We start from the raw sequence: 16,674 nt of genomic DNA on the forward strand, positions 1-16,674 counted from the left end.
ATGGACGGCGTCGGCGTCATCGACCGCTTCCTGGACGTTTTCACGTCCTATATCGACTCAGGCTTCGGACTGCTCGGCGGCGATGTTGCTTTCCTCGCGACCACGCTGATCGTCATCGACATTACTCTCGCCGCGCTGTTCTGGGCCTGGGGCGCCGACGACGACATCATCGCCCGCCTCGTCAAGAAGACGCTCTTCGTCGGCATCTTCGCCTTCATCATCGGCAACTGGAACGCGCTCGCGCGCATCATCTTCGAGAGCTTCGCCGGGCTCGGCCTGATCGCCTCAGGCGGCAGTATCTCCGCGGGCGAATTGCTTCAGCCGGGCCGCATCGCGCAGGTCGGGCTCGACGCCGGACGGCCGCTGCTCGAAGCCATCGGCGAGCTGATGGGCTTCGTCTCCTTCTTCGAGAACTTCATCCAGATCGCAATCCTCATGTTCGCCTGGGTGATCGTCCTGTTGTCCTTCTTCATCCTCGCGATTCAGCTCTTCGTGACGCTGATCGAGTTCAAGCTGGCGACGCTCGCGGGCTTCGTACTCGTGCCCTTCGGGCTGTTCGGCAAAACCGCGTTCATGGCCGAGCGGGTGCTCGGCCTCGTCATCTCCTCGGGCGTCAAGGTCCTGGTCCTCGCCGTCATCGTCGGCATCGGATCGACCATCTTCGGTGAGTTCACCGCCGGCTTCACCGGCGAGCCCACCATCGAAGACGCGATGGCCGTCGTGCTCGCCGCACTCTCATTGCTGGCCCTTGGCATCTTTGGTCCTGGCATCGCCAACGGCATCGTTTCCGGCGGTCCGCAGCTTGGTGCGGGCGCTGCGGTCGGAACCGGCCTTGCGGCGGGTGGTCTTGCCGTCGGCGGCGCCATGGCGGGCGGTATGGCCGCCGGCGCCGTTGGAGCGGGCGCACGTGGGGCGGCCTCTGTCGCCGGCGGCGCGTCCACCGCCTACCGCCTCGGCAGTTCTGGCGCCGGCGGCGGCGCATCCGGTGTCGCCGCCGGTCTCGCGAATGTCGGCAAGGCTGGGATGAGCGCGGCGGTAAGTCCGCTACGTAAGGCCGCCGGTGCGATGAAAGAGAGCTATCAAAGCGGATCGCGCGCCGCGTTCACCGCGACCGGCGGCAAGTTCTCGAACACGCCGGACATGCCGGCGCCCGCCAATGACGGCCCGCCCGCCTGGGCGCAGCGCCTCCGGCGCCAGCAGACTCTCAATCACGGCGTCGCCACGGCCGCCCATGTCGTCCGCTCCGGCGACCATGGCGGTGGGGGCACGTCGGTCAGCCTTTCGGAGAAACCATGAACCTCTTCAAGCGCCCCAGCGTCCGCTACGCGACAAGCCCCGAGCCAGTCACGCCTTACCAGAAGGCCGCGCAAGCCTGGGACGAGCGCATCGGCTCGGCGCGGGTTCAGGCGCACAACTGGCGGCTCACGGCCTTCTGCTGTCTCGCGCTTTCCGGCGGGCTCGCAGGTGCGCTGGCGTGGCAATCGACGCAAGGAACCATCGTGCCTTATGTCGTCGAGGTCGACGAACTCGGTCAGGCCCAGGCCGTTGCGCCCGCAACCGCAGACTACCGACCGACCGATCCGCAGATCGCCTTTCACCTGGCCCGCTTCATCGAGAACGTTCGGCAGGTCCCCGCCGATCCGATCGTCCTCCGACAAAGCTGGCTGCGCGCCTACGACTTCACCACCGATCGCGGCGCGCTCGCGCTCAACGACTATGCACGGGTCAACGATCCCTTCGCGCGGGTCGGTCAGACGCAGATCTCTGTCGAGGTTTCCAGCGTGATCCGCGCCTCAGACAACAGCTTCCGCATCGCCTGGATCGAGCGCCGTTACCAGAACGGACAGCTCGCAGCGACCGAACGCTGGACGGCAATCCTCACCATCGCGATCCAGCCGCCGCGCGACGCCGAGCGTCTGCGCAGCAATCCACTCGGCATTTTCGTTCACGCCATCAACTGGTCACGGGAGAGCGCCCAATGAAAAACTCGAACTTTCACTCAGCGGCGCTTCCGGCGATCCTGCTCGCGGCGACCGCGCTGGCGGGCTGCGCGACCTTCCGTCCGCCGCAGATCGCCTATGACGACCCTCCCATCGAGGCGACGCTCCTGCCGGAGCCCGCCCGTCCGGTCGAAGTGGTCGAGCGGCCCGTGCCGCTGCCGCTTCCCGGACAGCTCATGTCCATAGAAGACGGCGGTCCGCTCCCAGAAGCCGGCGAGCCGCCCGAGCGGATCGAAGAGGCCAACGCCGCAGCCCGCATAGAACCTGTGCGCGACGGTTTCATCAACGCGGTGCAACTCTATCCCTACAGCGCCGGGGCGCTCTATCAGGTCTACTTATCCCCTGGACAGGTCACCGACATTGCCCTCCAACCCGGCGAAAACCTTGTCGGCAACGGACCGATCGCGGCAGGCGACACCGCCCGCTGGATCATCGGCGATACGATCAGCGGCGCTGGCGAGACCCAGCGCACACACATCCTGGTCAAGCCGACCCGGCCCGACATCGTCACCAACCTCGTCATCAATACCGACCGGCGGACCTACCATCTTGAGCTGCGCGCGCATCCGAGCGCCTATATGGCCTCGGTTTCATGGCGCTACCCGGAAGACAAACTGATCGCGCTGCGGCGCGGCAACGCCGACGCCGAGGCCACGCTTCCGATCGGCCGCGACGTCGCCCTCGACAATCTCCGGTTTCGCTACCGGATCGAAGGCGACCGGCCGCCCTGGCGGCCGCGCCGCGCCTTCGATGACGGAAGGCAAGTCTTCATCGAGTTCCCGCGTGGCATCGGCCAGGGTGAGATGCCGCCGCTCTTCATCATCGGACCGGAAGGCGAAGGCCAGCTCGTCAATTACCGCATCCGCCGCAACTACATCATCGTCGACCGTCTGTTCGCCGCCGCCGAACTGCGTCTCGGCGATCGTCAACAGTTGGTGCGCATCGTCCGCACCGATGGCGTGCGTCGCGCGCCAGAACGCCATGATGGAGCGGACTCATGAGCGACCCAGGCGACGGCCGGGAAGAGACGGAGATCCGGCCCGGTCCGCGTCCCGAGGCGGAGATCGCGGCGGAGCTGCGCCTGCGGCCCGATCCGCCCCGCGTCATGCGCCTGTCGCGCAAAACGCTCGGCGTCCTTGCCGCCGTCGGCGGGCTGAGCCTCGGCGCGATCCTGATCGTCGCCTTGCAGGACCCAGAGCGCGGTGAAGGGCCGACCGAGCTGTTCAATACGGATCGCGTGCCGACCGCCGACGAGCTCTTGTCTCTGCCGGAGGATTACAGCCAGGTTCCGCAACTCGGCCCGCCGTTGCCGGGCGAACTGGGGCGGCCGGTTCTGGCGGCGCGTGAGCGCGGCGAACCAGTCCCGGTTGCGCCGGTCGCCCCTGGTCCCGCGATGGACCCGGAAGACCAGATGCGTTTGCAGGAGCAGGAAGCGGCGCGCCTCAGTCGGCTGTTCCATGACGCCAGCACCGCCGAGAGCGGCGGCGTCCTCGACATCTCTGCCCCAACGAGCCCGCAGATCGATCCGCAGACGGTGTTTCCGACGGTCGCGCAGCCTGGATCGGAGCCGGACGCCATCGAGAGGCGTCAGGCGTTTCTCGACCAGCCTGTTGATCGCCGCACCATGAGCGCGGAACGTCTTACAGATCCGGCAAGCCCGTATGTGCTCCAGGCCGGCGCCGCAATCCCGGCGGCTTTGGTGACCGGCCTGCGCTCCGATCTGCCCGGCCAGATCACCGCCCAGGTGACGCAGCACATCTATGACAGCCCGACCGGCCGCTTCCTCCTGGTCCCGCAAGGCGCGCGACTGATCGGCGAGTATGACAGCCGCGTCGCCTTCGGTCAGCGTCGCGTGCTCCTCGTCTGGACCAGGATGATCCTGCCCAACGGGCGCTCCATCGTCTTGGAACGCCAGCCCGGCGCCGACGAAGCCGGTTACGCCGGGCTCGAAGACGGCGTCGACTATCATTGGGGTCAGCTCCTGCGGGCCGCCGGCCTCGCCACCATCCTCAATATCGGTCTCGAGTTCGGCCAGGACGAGGACGACGAAATCGCCGAGGCGATCCGCGACGGCGCTCAAGACACGGTCGGCCGCGCCGGAGACGAGATCGTCCGTCGCCAGCTCACCGTGCCGCCAACCCTGACCATCCGGCCCGGATTCCCAGTCCGGGTGATGGTCACGCGCGACCTGATCCTTGAACCCTACGAAAGCTGATCGATGACGAAACTGAAACTCGGACCCATCCCCGACGACAAGCCGGTAAAGGTGGCTCTCGAACTGCCTGCTGGCGTCCACCGCGATCTGGTCGCCTATGCCGAGGCGCTCGCACGCGAGACCGGCCAAACCCATGAGCCCGCCAAGCTGATCGCGCCCATGCTGGCGCGGTTCATGGCGACAGATCGGGGCTTTGCGAAGCTGCGAAAGGAGAAGAAGCGGCCTTCTTCGCCTCCACCCGCGCCAGGCTCAGGAAACGCCTGAGCGCGGGATTATCGTTCTCTGCACGCCAAGCTAAGGAGAACGGAATCCTCTCGTCTTCGGCCCCGATCGGAATGAAAGCGACGTTCGGGTATTGAACCCCACGCCAATGGTCTGCGACGAGACTGACACCCAATCCGAGCCCGACAAGGGTCATGATGCCTTCTCGACCCAAGCGATGGCGACGCACGGTCGCTGCGCGGCCGAGGTCGCTCACCCTACGGATGATGTAGTCATGGATCTCTGGACCGGGTTCCCGCGCGCTGACAACGAATGTGGCTTGCGCGACGTCCTCCCACTCGAGATGTTCACGAGAAGCAAGCGGTCCGTCTGCTTGCACGGCAAGAAAGAGGCCCTCTTCGTCGACCGTGAGCCCGTCGCCAACAGTGTTGTCAGGCTCGCCAGCTGCGTAGACGGCGTCGATGCGCCGGTGGTTCAGCAGAGTCAGGAGTTCACTTCGATCGGACTCGATCAAGCATAAATCGACGTCGTCATGCGCCGCCAGGAAGCTCTCGAACACGCCTCTCAACGCCCCGCGCGACAGCGATGCGATAAGCCCGATCCTGAGATGTCCATTACCTGCCACGCCTGCCGACCTCGCGGTATCCACCGCAGCATCGAGATCGTCGAGAAGCGCGCGCGTTCGTGATGCAAAGCACGATCCAGCTGCCGTCAATCTTGCGCCGCTTGGCCGTCGCTCGAACAAAGATACGCCGAGCAGATCTTCAAGTCTCTGCACCCGCCTGCTTACGGCGGATTGGCCAATACTGAGGCGCGCGCTCGCCTTTCGAAAGCTCCCCGTCTCGGCGACAGCGAGGAAGCTCACCAGTTGAAGTGTCTCAATATGCTCGGCCATGCGTACGGCCCAATCGAGTAGGGGGGCTTGTTGAAGCGCCGCTGATAAGGCTTCGGTTCACGACGGAGCACCGTTTCGAGCAAGGTTCTCCAGCTTGCTTTTCGCTTCATCTGTAGACATTCGCTTGGCATAAAGCGGGCCGCCGCTTTCGAAGATCCATCCTGCTGCCAGCGGTCCGGCGTCGACAGGCGCGAATTTCGCCGCCTCGATCAAAGAAGCAGCAGTAGATTTCGCATCGGCGCTGTCACCGGCAAAGTAGATGGCAAGGGAAGCGTTGGTGTCCCCGTTGGCGCGCGCTTCGATCTCTTCGGCGAACATCATGTTGAATGCTTTGACCACGGTAACGCCCGGCAAGCGCTGCGCCAGCGCCTCGCTTTGTGACACACCGCCCAGATCAATCTCCCCATCGCGCTGCGGGTAATAGTTCGAGGCGGAGATAAGGGCTTTGCCTGCCAGCCGATCGGCTGGCAGATCGAGCGAAGCCGCAAAGGGAACCGCCTCAAGCACGATCTGGCCGAAATCCATGGCTTCATTGGCCGATCCAGCGCGCGCCTTGCTCCCCGCTGCTGTGACGAGCGTCCGTAGTTGATCGGGGCGTCGAGATGAAAACATCACGTCGTGTCCCGCATTTGCCCAGAGACGCCCGAGCGGTCCTCCGATGGCGCCGCTGCCTACGATCCCTATACGCATAAACCTACTCCCTTATCTCTGCTTCCTCGAAAAAACCTCCAAGCAACCAATCGCTATGGCTCCGTTCTAGAAGGCGTGGAAATGTGCGGCGTTATCGAGCGCGAATTTGGCGAAGCTGGTCGGACGACGACCGAACGCCGTTTCAAACTGGTCGGCGTGAACAGAGGCGAAAGCACCCTCAGCGCCGGCGGCATAGACACCTCCGATTTCAACCGGTGTCCCGACAGCCTTCGAATGCTTTTCAAACGCCGCCGGATCCTTGTTCCATTGGAACGCCCGGCCGGTGGCGAGGCTGATCCGGGCACGCATGTCTTCGCCGGTTAGCGCCTCTGGACCGGTGACACAGATTGGTTCATCCGGAAGCTCAGCTTTCGGACGTAACAACAAGTCCGCCGCGGCGAACGCGATATCGCGCGCGTCGACCATCGCCATGCGTCCGTCTCCGGAGGGCAGATAGAACGTGTCGTCTCCACGCTGATAAAGCCCGGGAACGATCATGAAATGCTGCATGAAGATCGTCGGGCGTAGGATAGCCTGCTCCACGTCCATGGCACGCAGCATCTCTTCCCCCGCCCAGTGCGCCGCTGGCGGCGTGCCTTCAACGGACCCCTCCGAGGTCGGACGAGCCGCGTCGTTGCTGATTTTCACGATGCGTTTCAAACCGCGCGCCGCGCTGAGGACAGCTTCCTGCCACGCAACCATGTCGCCCACCATGGGCGTGATCATGCACATGCGATCGACGCCATCGCCAAAGACTTCGGCAAGATCCGCTGCATCGGTCGTGAACCGCACTGGATGCACGATCGCGGGATCGATCGCCGTCAGCAGCTGGGCCGAGGGGCTATCGGGATCGCGTGTCGCGACCCGGATTTCGCCGACACGCGGATCGATCGACAGGAGGTGAACGAGTTCGCGTCCGATGTTACCGGTCGCGCCTGTGACAAGGGTGGTCGGCATGGGGCTATCCTTTTTGAACTTCAGTTAAACGATCTGCACACCCCGATCGGAGACTATTTTTACTTTCGCCTGGTCGCTGATCGTCAAAGCGCTCAATTGAAACTAGCCGAGCACTTGCGCGGTAAAGAGTGACTCACCTTCTCTGGAGACACTGTTGAATCAACCGCATTGCGTCATTGCTGCGTCGTCAGAGCAAAATGAAATCGGCACCGTAGTACGTGATTTTCAGATCGCCGCCTGAGACCTTTAGACGCCAGGTCTCACGCAAGAGGCGATTGAATGGCCCGTCTTCGGTCATCGCCACATTGATTTCGCCAGGACCGCCCTGCCATTCACCAGTGTGGTGCAGGAGGAATTGAGCGTGAAAGCCCCCGGTCGCGTCTCCGGCGACTTCGATCCCGCTGATCTCGTGATACTCCCACGGACAATGGGCCAGCCAATCCGTATACCAAGCACGAAAGCCGTCATGGTCGCGTATCTGGACCGGCCCGAAGTCGAGGTGCATGTCCTCCGGGTCAAAATGCTGGAGGAACCAGTCGGCGGGCGCAAGATGACTGAAATGGGCGAAGACGTCGAAGATCAATCGGCGAACATCATTGCTGTTCAGGAGAGCGACGTCGACCGGTTTATGGCGCAGCGCCTGCACTTCTTTTGGGGTGATGGCGTCTGCCATGTCAAAGCTCCTCATTCGTTGGACGGACGATCATTTCGCTGACCGCGACGTTCGGCGGTCGCGTCACCGCGAAGAGAACCGCTTCGGCGATATCCTCCGGTTCAAGAGGCGTGACAGATTCCATCCACCGACCAATGTCCTCGCGGATGACGTCGTCTTCGATCTGCTGGGCAAGCTCGGACTTTACGATGCCTGGCATGATTTCAGTTGTGCGCACGCCAGTGCCGATCAGTTCCTTGCGCAGCGTTTCTGTAAAGGCAGCGACGGCAAACTTGGTCGCTGAATAAACGGCGAAGTTCGACGAGGTGTGCCGCGCCGCGAGCGATGACACATTAACGACATGGCCTGTTTTGCGATCGACCATATGTTCTGCGGCCTTTTGCGTCAGTTGCATAAGCCCCATCAGATTGATTTCGACCATGCGCCGCCATTGATCCGTGTTGGTCCCAAGAACCGGCGCAACCAGCATGACCCCAGCAATGTTAGCGAGGATATCAACCGATCCGAGCGCGGTCTTGGCGTCGGCAAACGCCCTTTCGACGCCCGCATTGGTCGCAACATCGGCGGACAGCGCCACCGCCGCATCAGAGCGTTTCGTCTCCTGATTGAGGTCTTCAGCAAGTGAAGCGAGGCGGTCGGCCCGGCGGGCGACAAGAGCCACCCGCGCGCCGGCACTTGCCAGAGCGCGGGCTGTCGCGGCGCCGATACCAGAAGAGGCTCCCGTCACAATCGCGGTTTTGTTCTCAAGCGAAATATCAGTCATTATTCACCTCCCTTCGGCTCGAAGATGACGGCCTTGGTCTGGAGAAATTCCTCGTACCCCATAGGTCCCATGCATCGCCCGTAGCCGGTCATGCGATAGCCGCCGAAGGGCGCCGTGAGGTGGAAGGCGAACGCATTGAGGCCGATCTGGCCGGTGCTCATCCGCTTGGCGACACTCAAGGCCCTGTCGTGGTCGTTCGAAAGAACCCCACCATGCAGTCCGTATTCAGAGTCGTTGGCGATACGCACGGCGTCATCGACGTCGTCATAGGGGATGACAACGAGCACTGGTCCGAAGATCTCTTCCCGTGCGATCCGCATGGAATTGTCGACATTGTCGAAGACTGTCGGCTTGACGTAGTAGCCTTTTTCGAGGCCGTCCGGCGTCTCCGGCCCGCCGACGGCGAGCGTCGCGCCTTCCTTGATGCCGACCCGGATGTAGTCTGTGACGGTCTGTTTCTGCTTCGCTGAAACCACAGGACCGAGGTCCGTATCTGGATCTTCAGGATCGCCGATCTTCATGGCGTTTACATGGGCTACGAGCGCCTCGACGATCGCTTTGTGGCTGGAGCGCGGTACGAGGAGGCGGCTCCACGCGGCGCAGAGCTGACCGGAATTCGAAAAAATTGCGCCCGCGGCGACCTCGGCCGCCTTTCGCGGGTCGAAATCGTCCAAAACGATGCAAGCGGACTTTCCGCCAAGTTCGAGAACTGCCTTCTTGGGTCCCTTTGCGGCGGCCTCTGCGATCCTCCGCCCACCGCCAGTGGAGCCCGTGAACGAAACAAGATCAACCTCCGGATGCTCGATAATGGCTTGTCCGACCACCGACCCGGCGCCGGGGACGACATTGTAGACGCCCTTCGGCAGACCTGCTTCCTCCAATAGTTCTGCGAGGACGAGCACATCAACAGATGTCTGTGTCGCCGGCTTTTGCACCACCGTGCAGCCAGCGAGCATCGCCGGCACGGCCTTATCGACCATCATGATGAGGGGGTTGTTCCAGGGTGTTATGGCGCCGACAACGCCGTAAGCTTCGCGAATAACAAGAGCGCCATTGATGGGTTGTTCGTGCTGATAGCTTTCAGCGAGATCCACAAAGGCTTCGGCGGCGTTGCCATTTTCATCGACGAGAAAGCTCCGGCAGATTTTAACCGGCGCACCCATTTCGCGCGTCACCGTCACCGTCAGGCGTTCGGCGTTTTCCCGGTAAAGGTCCACGAAGCGTCTCATGATCGCAACACGCTCGCCCATGGGGCGCGCCGCCCATGAAGCGAATGCGGCCCGGGCAGCGCACGCTGCTTTGTCGACGTCTGACGTGTCGCCCATCGCCACTCGGGCATAGATATCCTCTGTGGCAGGATTGATCAGATCGACTGTCTCCGACCCGGACGGTCGGACCCGTTCGCCGTCGATCCATAAGTAATCATAAGTCTCCATGCTTACTCTCCATTGTTAGGCGCACGCCGGTATGCGACAGGTTGCAGTGGTTCTGCGCTGACGTCTGGCAACTGACGACGCCAACAGCCGATTTCATGCTTCGAGGATAAGGAGCAGCCGGCGGGAGTGATTTCTGGAAACTGACGAGCGATGGCAGAATTTGAACATTCGGTCCGCGCGCTTGATTTGTACGGGCATGACAACAAAAAAAAGCCCGGCGCGTGCGATGACGCGCCGGGTCCGACAAACGCTTTGGCCGCTGTTCCTGCCAAGGGGGGCAGAGGCAGGGTCTAGGTGCGGGCTCGGGGGTTCCCGGCGGCCAGTTCGCGCAGCGGATTATAGTATTCGATGAATTCTTTCATCTTGCCGTCAACGACGCGGATCACGTTGACATATTGCTGGTCGTAGGGCTTGCCTTCGTCCGTCGTCGAGGTGTTGCTCCACTGAATGAGCGCCCATTCCGGATCGGCCAGCGCGTCATACTTGAAGCCGACGACCTTCATGCTCTTGCGTGTTTTCCAGCCACCGATGAGCGCGCGCTCAATGATAGCGTCCCGGCCTTCGATCCGCTCGGGCGCGCCTTCGGCCGCATAGGGATAAATGAAGACGCAGTCTTCCGCGAGGATGGCGCGGTGCCCATCGAAATCCTGCTCTTCGGTGTATTTGAGAAACTGCTCGACGACCGAGCGTGTGTCTGGAGGTGTCATCTCAGCCTCTTTCATTTCACCTATCAACCGATGCTTCGGTTCGAGGAAGCATCGAGAACAGGCTGAGCGTAGCGAGCCGACTTCACCGGCGATTTCACAATTCCAATGAGGTTTTGTGCGATCATGATTTTGGCAGACACAGCGCCCCGGGAGGATCACGCCATCTCAGAACGAGAGCCCCGTGCGAAGTCCGAAGATGAGTTCGTCGCCCCTATCATCCGACATCGCCATTTGGACGGTCGGGGTGAGCTCAAATCCTGGGATCACGTTCCATCGGTAAAAGGCTTCTGCGGTCAGCACGTCCTCTGCCGAAGCCGCTTCTCGGCTCCACGCGACGCCAATACCGACGCCGTCGGAGGCTCGCAGAAAAGGGTTATTGAAGACAAGCACAGCCGCCGCGTTCTGCTCGACAGGACTCAAATCCTCCTCGGCATATCCATAGCGCAGACCCACGGACCATTCTGGACGGAGCCGCAAGTCATAGGTGGCGATCATCCCCCAGCCTTCCGGGCGCCCGGCCGCATCCGGCTGGCGATACACCGTTGCCTGGACATAGTGTGGCGGCGGCGGTGTCCCACTGTCGGGGCGCCAGGGTTCAGACATGAGGTAAATGGATCCGAGGACGTAAGGCCCATCAATGTCGAAATCGAAGCCGTTCACCTCCGGCGCGGCGTCGACCACCGCAGCGGTGACGCCCCAATGACGATCTGCGGGTTGCCACCGCGCGTATAGCCCGACGGAATCGCCGGGCCATGGGGCGGTAGGCGCCAGAGACATCGCCGAAGACTGAAAGTTTCGAAACCGATTGGTCGTCAGTGGGCTGAATGAGAAGTTCGCCCGCAAAGCGAACTTGCCGAACGCCGTGATGAGCGCGTCGTCGAACAGGGCTTGCCGATAATACAACTGCCGAAGTCTGGTGAACTCTCCGGCCGAGTTGAGGGCGTTGGGTGAGAATGCCGGACCAAAAGCCGCGTTAAACGCTGTGCTTGCCGTCCCACCGATTTCGTGGCGGTTTTCGACATAGGCGATGACGGACCCCTGGTTCGGGGCGGCACGGTTGAAGATGTCCCACCGCACAGCCAGACCGGCGAGCCCTGCGCTAGACACCTCGCCCTCATCCACATCCGTGTAGATGCCCGCGAAGTGATTTCCCGCATAGCTGATGCCATAGTCTTGGCGAAGACGATCTCTTGCCGCCGGCAAGGTCTCAAAGACGGTGTCCAGCAAGCGGCCGGGCGCTGCGGGTCCATCCTGTTCCTCGATCAACTGCTCTGGATCAACGACGGAGTCCTGCGCCAAAGCGGCGGGGGCAAATGGAGCGATGGCGTAGAAAACGCATACGCTGGATACCTGCAAAAGTCGTTCTTGGCCTTGCAAAATCATCCCCCGGACTCACCTCAAATGGCCATGCCTTTTCTTGCACCTCCATCCGCGAAGCAGCACCCAGAGGACCGACGACGCTCAAAAGAAGCCTGAACAGCGGATTACTCGCGCGCGGGTGAGGTCAGGACCCGCGCGTCAGAGAGCGCCCGATTGATCAGATATGTGTCAGCATACTGAACCAGCGTATCCAGCTTTCCGTCTGCATCGACCGTCCAGACATGGATGAAGGGCGCCCGATGGATCGTGTCGGTATTGCGCGGTGTGAATACATAAGTACCGAAACTGAAGACCGACTGCTCGCTCGCCTCGACCTTTTCGATCTTGACCGCGATGTTATCGAACATCTCGAAATAGAATGGCGCTAACTGCTCTTCGACCTGAGCCCGCGTGGTCAATGTTTCACCGCCGAAGAAGCCCGGTGCATGGCGCCAGTCCAACTCGTCGGCGAGCATCGAGTAATCACGCGTCGCGTACCATTGCTCGACGGTCTCAATGCGTTCGTCGGCCGAAAGCTGTCGCTCTTGGACTATTGCAAGGGCTGGCGTTGCAAGGATGACGGCAGCGACACCCGATACAAGAGTTCTCTTCAATTCACTCTCCATAATCCGTGCGATTGACGCTGCAGTCGCTGACAGTAAAGACCGCCGTCTTCCGCCGGCTGCGCAACGAATGTACTGCTTGGCTGCGGTTGGGCATTTCAAGATGCTGACGGGGTTTTTCGTAAATCGAACATCGGCGAGCGGATGGCTTGCAGTCGGGTTTCTCCGACCCGGCCCCAGCCAAGGGCTCATGGCGTCGGCACGCCTGTTTTCAGTATGTTTGAATTCCACAAAGCAAAGTCGCGAATTCGAAACGCCCCGCGACGAAAACTCTCTATTTCTCTGATCGTGCTTCGAATGGACTTAAGCCAACATCTGAACGCGCGGGGTAACGATGAGACTGAGACACTATGGAGTTGTGGCTGGTATTATGGCGCTCGCGCCCTTTAGCTCGGCCACAGCCGAGCCGCGGATCGATCTTGACGCCATCGATCATCGGGATGGCGCGCTTGAAAGGGTGGAGGCAGAGCGTTTGGCTCGCTGGGCGCCAGATACGTTCCTGGAAAGCCTGGTTGTCTTGTCCAATGGCGATTTGCTCATCCCCGATGCCATCGGACACGACATCCTGCGGGCGACGCCCTCCGGCGATGTGTCCGTCTTCTTCTCCGGCGATATCAGCCCCATGGGCCTCGCGATCAGCATCGACAACACGGTCATCGCCACAGGGCGCGACGGACAGGATCAGTGGAACATTTTTGTTTTCGCGCCCACGGGGGAGCTGCGTACCTCAATTCCCGTGGCGGACGCCGAAGGGTTGAACGGCGCGACCTTCCTTACCCCGACAGTGGTCCTGGCGAACGACGCTACGATCGGTCGGATCTTCCGGATCGATCTGGAGACCAACTCCGTCACCACTTGGCATGAGCACGCGCTTTACCAGCGCGACCCGGAACAATCAGAGCTCATCCCCGGCATTAACGGTATCAAGATTTCGAAGGGCGCCGCCTATATCTCCAACACCAGCCAGATGACCATACTCCGCACGCCGCTAGAGGGCCCTGACTTCGCAGCCGGTGAACCGGAAATCCTCCACCGTGATCTGATCATCGATGATTTCTCTATAGCCGCGGATGGAACCATTTACGGCACCACGCACATTTACAACACGGTGGTGCGGATTGAACCCGACGGCGGGCTTACCCGAATCGCAACGACCGAAGATGGGGTTGAAGGCTCGACCGCAACCGCGTTCGGGCGAAGCGCGAACGATGCAGCACATCTCTATGTCGTGGGAGATGGTGGCTTCTATCTGGACCCTGAAAACGCAAATGAGGCTTTTCTGGTGCGCCTCGACGTCAATGACCCTGGCCTCTCCATCGCGGCATCCTTTGATCATATTCCGTATCCGGGAAAAATCGAAACGCCTCCAGCGGCCTTGGTGACCTGCAGCACCGCGCCCGGAAAGAACGCCGCACGCAAACGCGCCGCCCCTCAGTATACGCGGTTCCTGGAGTTGAATGCACCGCGGATCATGATGGCGGGGCAAGTCACCACCGAAGTGGGTGCGCCGCCCTCCGCTCGTCAGTATGTCTTCCGTGGCATGAGCGTGGGCGAGGCAGAAACCCTGATGAGAGCCTCACCTTACTTCGTCGCAGGCGTATATGCGCGATGCGAAGGCACGGTGTTCACGCCCATGGCGGGTGACCTGCTCGGCGGTGTGGCTTGGGGCGATAGTGTGTCTCAGTCCGACTGACACGATCCGTGGGTGCCCTCCGGCAGCGCACAGGGCTCGTTACGCACTTGTCCAGGCGTCACATCAAACTGCTTTCTGAAGCACTGGGTGAAATGGCCCTGATGGGCGAAGCCGCAGGCATAGGCGATGTCGGAGAGGGTGGACTGTGTTGTCAACAGCATCTCCTTCGCCCTTTCGCAGCGGCGGCTCTGAACGTAGGTCCAAACCGCATCCCCGATCGACGCCTTGAACAAACGGGAGAAATGCCCGGGTGACAGGCAAGCGACGTCGGCAAGTTCCGCCACCGTCAAGCCTTCGCCAAAGTGCACTTCGATATAGTCAAGCACCCGAGCGATGCGGGGGTCCAGCGTGTCAAGGAAATCCAGACGCTCCTGATGCGCACGCTGACTTTGTGTGATGAGTACCTCGATGAGGCTCAAGCTTGGCTCGACCACATCCCGCGCCGTGTAAACCGATGCCCACGCGCGTCGAAGAAGTCGGGCGATCAAACTGTCGGTCAAACGTTGGGGCTCGGGCGGCGCGGCAAGCTGCTCCATACGTGCACTGATCACCCGCCCATGAGCGCTTGAGATCAGCCCGTCGCCGAGGGGCAGAAGAGCGGTTTCGCCGACGCACAGAGTCTCGTCCATGTCGGTCATGGTGAACCCGCGGGCGCGGCAGTCCAGGACGAGGACGATTTCGCAGACCTCCCGCTCCGGCCACATTTCACCGCGCGCGAGCGTCAGCAGTCGCAATCGCTCGTCCGGCGGTCCGGCCGAACGCTGCCGCCCAGTAATATGCTCCGACGCGCGGTCCATGGTCTCTGGAAAGCATGTCCGGGCCTGGCGGTATTCCGGACCGACCTGTTTTCAGGATTTGCAAAGATGGAAAGGCCGACGATCCTTGTACGACCTCAGCGAAGCGGTGATCGCTCACGCTGCGGACGGCCCCGCTGCTGCAGATCCTCCTCGACGAGCAGGCAGACCAGCGTGAATGCGGCTTGTGCGATTGGCTCCGGCGCATGCCACGCGCGCGGGATGAGAAGGCTGATCAGGGCGTCCGAAAGCGGGCCCATAGAGGCGGTCACTTCAAGTCCCGGCAGCGCCACCCGCAGCGCGCGCACCTTGCCGAGGATCGTCAGCGTTTGCCCTGGCGGCACAAAAATGGCGGCCCCCGACCGGTCTTTGGTAGGCGCTTCCGGCCAGCCGATCTTGCCGCGCCCGGCGATCCGCAGGACGATCTCCGGCGCATCGCTCGCGCTGATCGTGTCGCCCGCGTCATGTATGACATGACGGATGGCGCCGCCGCTGAGTTCGCGAAGGGCCAGGTTATCAGGCTTACGGCCGGCGCGGCGATCACGGGGGGATTTGGAAGAACCGGACACCATCGACGATGGATGGCAGCCGCACAGCCGCACCGTCTTCCAGAATCGTCGGCGAACTCTCGGCGAAGCCTGAATCCCTCGACGATTACGGAATACATGCCCGATCTATGCTATAGTTTAATGGATAGGAGTAATCCACCCGCAGAAAAAGGAGGCGGATGACATGACTCAACAAACCGCCTCCTCTTTGGCGGAATTCTATACCGATCCGGCGTCGCCTTATGCGGCGTTTCCGCAAGAACACCGATCGGGCGGGTCGCTGCCGGTCACTTTCATTCAGTCCCATCAAGAGGCTTTCGACGCGATAGACCCAGCCGTCCCACAGATCGCACTCGTCGTTGCGGTCGAAGCCAATGTGCCCTTTCGATGGGATACTGGTGACGGCTGGTCAAAGGGTATTCATCTTCGTTCCGGCGATATGTCATTTGTTCCGCAAGATACCGCAGTCCACTACGAACTAGGAGGCCCTCAAACAGTCTTTAATGCCTCAATTCCTGCTGCCCCGCTGGGTAGCCTCATTAAAGAGAACACCGGCAGAAGCGTCGAAACACTCAATGCGCTAACGGGCGCTGTCGTTTTTCGCGACGAAACCGTTCGCCGCACAGCCATGCAGATGTGGGTCGAGAGCGCGCGGTCCGGCGGCGCCAGCGATCTACTAATGGATGGGCTGACCCAGGTGCTGATCGCCCGGCTCCTCGACAAGTCCGGCGCGCTGCGCAAGCCGCAACCGATCCTGCTACTCAGCCCCGCCGAGATCACCCGCATCGACACGCTGGTCGAACATCGTCTCGCTGAGCGCCTCACCGTCGAAGACCTGGCTCGTACCCTCGACATGCCTCGCTGGACCTTCGCCGACGCCTTCAAGGCCACCACCGGCGACACGCCGCATAGCTATGTCACCGGCAAGCGCGTCGAAAAGGCGTGCGAACTCCTCCGCCTCGGTGAAATGCCCATCGCCGAAATCGCCTACACCACGGGCTTCGCCTCCCAAAGCCACATGACAGACACCTTCCGCCGCGTCCTTGGCACAACGCCCGGCAGGTGGCGCGAGGAGGTGCGACAGTGATTGAGGCCCAGT

18 protein-coding genes are annotated in these 16,674 nt (G+C 61.7%); 7 read left to right on the plus strand and 11 right to left on the minus strand.

Annotated elements, in window-relative coordinates; genetic code table 11:
• The 5 genes from trbL to BXY39_RS17250 are packed head-to-tail and all read left to right on the plus strand — an operon-like array spanning position 1 to position 4,479.
• Positions 1 to 1,296, plus strand: a complete 1,296-nt coding sequence (gene trbL / locus BXY39_RS17230; protein ID WP_121940128.1) for a P-type conjugative transfer protein TrbL — start codon at positions 1 to 3, stop codon at positions 1,294 to 1,296.
• Complete coding sequence (trbF, locus tag BXY39_RS17235; RefSeq protein WP_121940129.1) at positions 1,293 to 1,982, plus strand: conjugal transfer protein TrbF; 690 nt, start codon at positions 1,293 to 1,295, stop codon at positions 1,980 to 1,982. The genes trbL and trbF overlap by 4 nt, the downstream gene beginning before the upstream one ends.
• Positions 1,979 to 3,001, plus strand: a complete 1,023-nt coding sequence (trbG, locus tag BXY39_RS17240) for a P-type conjugative transfer protein TrbG (RefSeq protein ID WP_121940130.1) — start codon at positions 1,979 to 1,981, stop codon at positions 2,999 to 3,001. The genes trbF and trbG overlap by 4 nt, the downstream gene beginning before the upstream one ends.
• Positions 2,998 to 4,215 (plus strand): TraB/TrbI/VirB10 family type IV secretion system protein, encoded by a 1,218-nt coding sequence (locus tag BXY39_RS17245; RefSeq protein ID WP_121940131.1) that lies wholly within the window; start codon positions 2,998 to 3,000, stop codon positions 4,213 to 4,215. Before trbG ends, BXY39_RS17245 begins: the two co-directional genes overlap by 4 nt.
• A gap of 3 nt (positions 4,216 to 4,218) precedes the next feature.
• Positions 4,219 to 4,479, plus strand: coding sequence for a DUF2274 domain-containing protein (locus BXY39_RS17250; RefSeq protein ID WP_121940132.1), 261 nt, complete (start codon positions 4,219 to 4,221; stop codon positions 4,477 to 4,479).
• Here BXY39_RS17250 and BXY39_RS17255 read toward each other — a convergent pair.
• From BXY39_RS17255 to BXY39_RS17295, 9 genes are all read right to left on the minus strand, one after another.
• Positions 4,388 to 5,332 carry a LysR family transcriptional regulator gene (locus BXY39_RS17255; RefSeq protein ID WP_121940133.1) on the minus strand — a complete coding sequence of 315 codons (945 nt, stop codon included), beginning with the start codon at positions 5,330 to 5,332 and terminating at the stop codon, positions 4,388 to 4,390. The two genes, BXY39_RS17250 and BXY39_RS17255, sit on opposite strands and share 92 nt — an antisense overlap.
• Before the next feature lie 57 nt (positions 5,333 to 5,389).
• On the minus strand, positions 5,390 to 6,022 hold the full coding sequence (locus tag BXY39_RS17260) for an NADPH-dependent F420 reductase (RefSeq protein ID WP_121940134.1): 633 nt from the start codon (positions 6,020 to 6,022) through the stop codon (positions 5,390 to 5,392).
• Positions 6,023 to 6,088: 66 nt separating this feature from the next.
• Positions 6,089 to 6,979 (minus strand): NmrA family NAD(P)-binding protein, encoded by an 891-nt coding sequence (locus BXY39_RS17265; protein ID WP_121940135.1) that lies wholly within the window; start codon positions 6,977 to 6,979, stop codon positions 6,089 to 6,091.
• Positions 6,980 to 7,166: 187 nt separating this feature from the next.
• Complete coding sequence (locus tag BXY39_RS17270; RefSeq protein WP_121940136.1) at positions 7,167 to 7,652, minus strand: hypothetical protein; 486 nt, start codon at positions 7,650 to 7,652, stop codon at positions 7,167 to 7,169.
• A gap of 1 nt (position 7,653) precedes the next feature.
• On the minus strand, positions 7,654 to 8,415 hold the full coding sequence (locus tag BXY39_RS17275; RefSeq protein ID WP_121940137.1) for an SDR family oxidoreductase: 762 nt from the start codon (positions 8,413 to 8,415) through the stop codon (positions 7,654 to 7,656).
• Entirely contained in the window at positions 8,415 to 9,851 is a 1,437-nt protein-coding gene (locus BXY39_RS17280; RefSeq protein WP_121940138.1) for an aldehyde dehydrogenase family protein, read from the minus strand. The genes BXY39_RS17275 and BXY39_RS17280 overlap by 1 nt, the downstream gene beginning before the upstream one ends.
• Positions 9,852 to 10,141: 290 nt before the next feature.
• A complete protein-coding gene (locus BXY39_RS17285) occupies positions 10,142 to 10,558 on the minus strand; it encodes a nuclear transport factor 2 family protein (protein ID WP_170163929.1) in 417 nt (138 codons plus the stop codon).
• 165 nt (positions 10,559 to 10,723) lie between these two features.
• A complete protein-coding gene (locus BXY39_RS17290) occupies positions 10,724 to 11,941 on the minus strand; it encodes a carbohydrate porin (RefSeq protein ID WP_121940140.1) in 1,218 nt (405 codons plus the stop codon).
• Positions 11,942 to 12,042: 101 nt separating this feature from the next.
• Positions 12,043 to 12,531, minus strand: a complete 489-nt coding sequence (locus BXY39_RS17295; RefSeq protein WP_147453621.1) for a nuclear transport factor 2 family protein — start codon at positions 12,529 to 12,531, stop codon at positions 12,043 to 12,045.
• Positions 12,532 to 12,910: 379 nt separating this feature from the next.
• On the opposite strand from BXY39_RS17295, the gene BXY39_RS17300 reads away from it, so the two are divergent.
• Complete coding sequence (locus BXY39_RS17300; protein ID WP_121940142.1) at positions 12,911 to 14,233, plus strand: hypothetical protein; 1,323 nt, start codon at positions 12,911 to 12,913, stop codon at positions 14,231 to 14,233.
• On the opposite strand, the gene BXY39_RS17305 is transcribed toward BXY39_RS17300, so the two are convergent.
• Together BXY39_RS17305 and BXY39_RS17310 are read right to left on the minus strand one after the other, a co-directional pair.
• A complete protein-coding gene (locus BXY39_RS17305) occupies positions 14,221 to 15,030 on the minus strand; it encodes an AraC family transcriptional regulator (protein WP_211332316.1) in 810 nt (269 codons plus the stop codon). The two genes, BXY39_RS17300 and BXY39_RS17305, sit on opposite strands and share 13 nt — an antisense overlap.
• Positions 15,031 to 15,125: 95 nt before the next feature.
• The gene (locus BXY39_RS17310) at positions 15,126 to 15,599 is read right to left on the minus strand and encodes a hypothetical protein (protein WP_121940143.1); all 474 of its coding nucleotides are present in this window, start codon (positions 15,597 to 15,599) and stop codon (positions 15,126 to 15,128) included.
• 160 nt (positions 15,600 to 15,759) lie between these two features.
• Here BXY39_RS17310 and BXY39_RS17315 point away from each other — a divergent pair, with 160 nt between their 5' ends.
• The gene (locus BXY39_RS17315) at positions 15,760 to 16,662 is read left to right on the plus strand and encodes a helix-turn-helix domain-containing protein (protein ID WP_121940144.1); all 903 of its coding nucleotides are present in this window, start codon (positions 15,760 to 15,762) and stop codon (positions 16,660 to 16,662) included.
• Positions 16,663 to 16,674: the final 12 nt, after the last annotated feature.

The organism is Eilatimonas milleporae, assembly GCF_003688555.1.
GTDB lineage: Bacteria > Pseudomonadota > Alphaproteobacteria > Sphingomonadales > Kordiimonadaceae > Eilatimonas > Eilatimonas milleporae.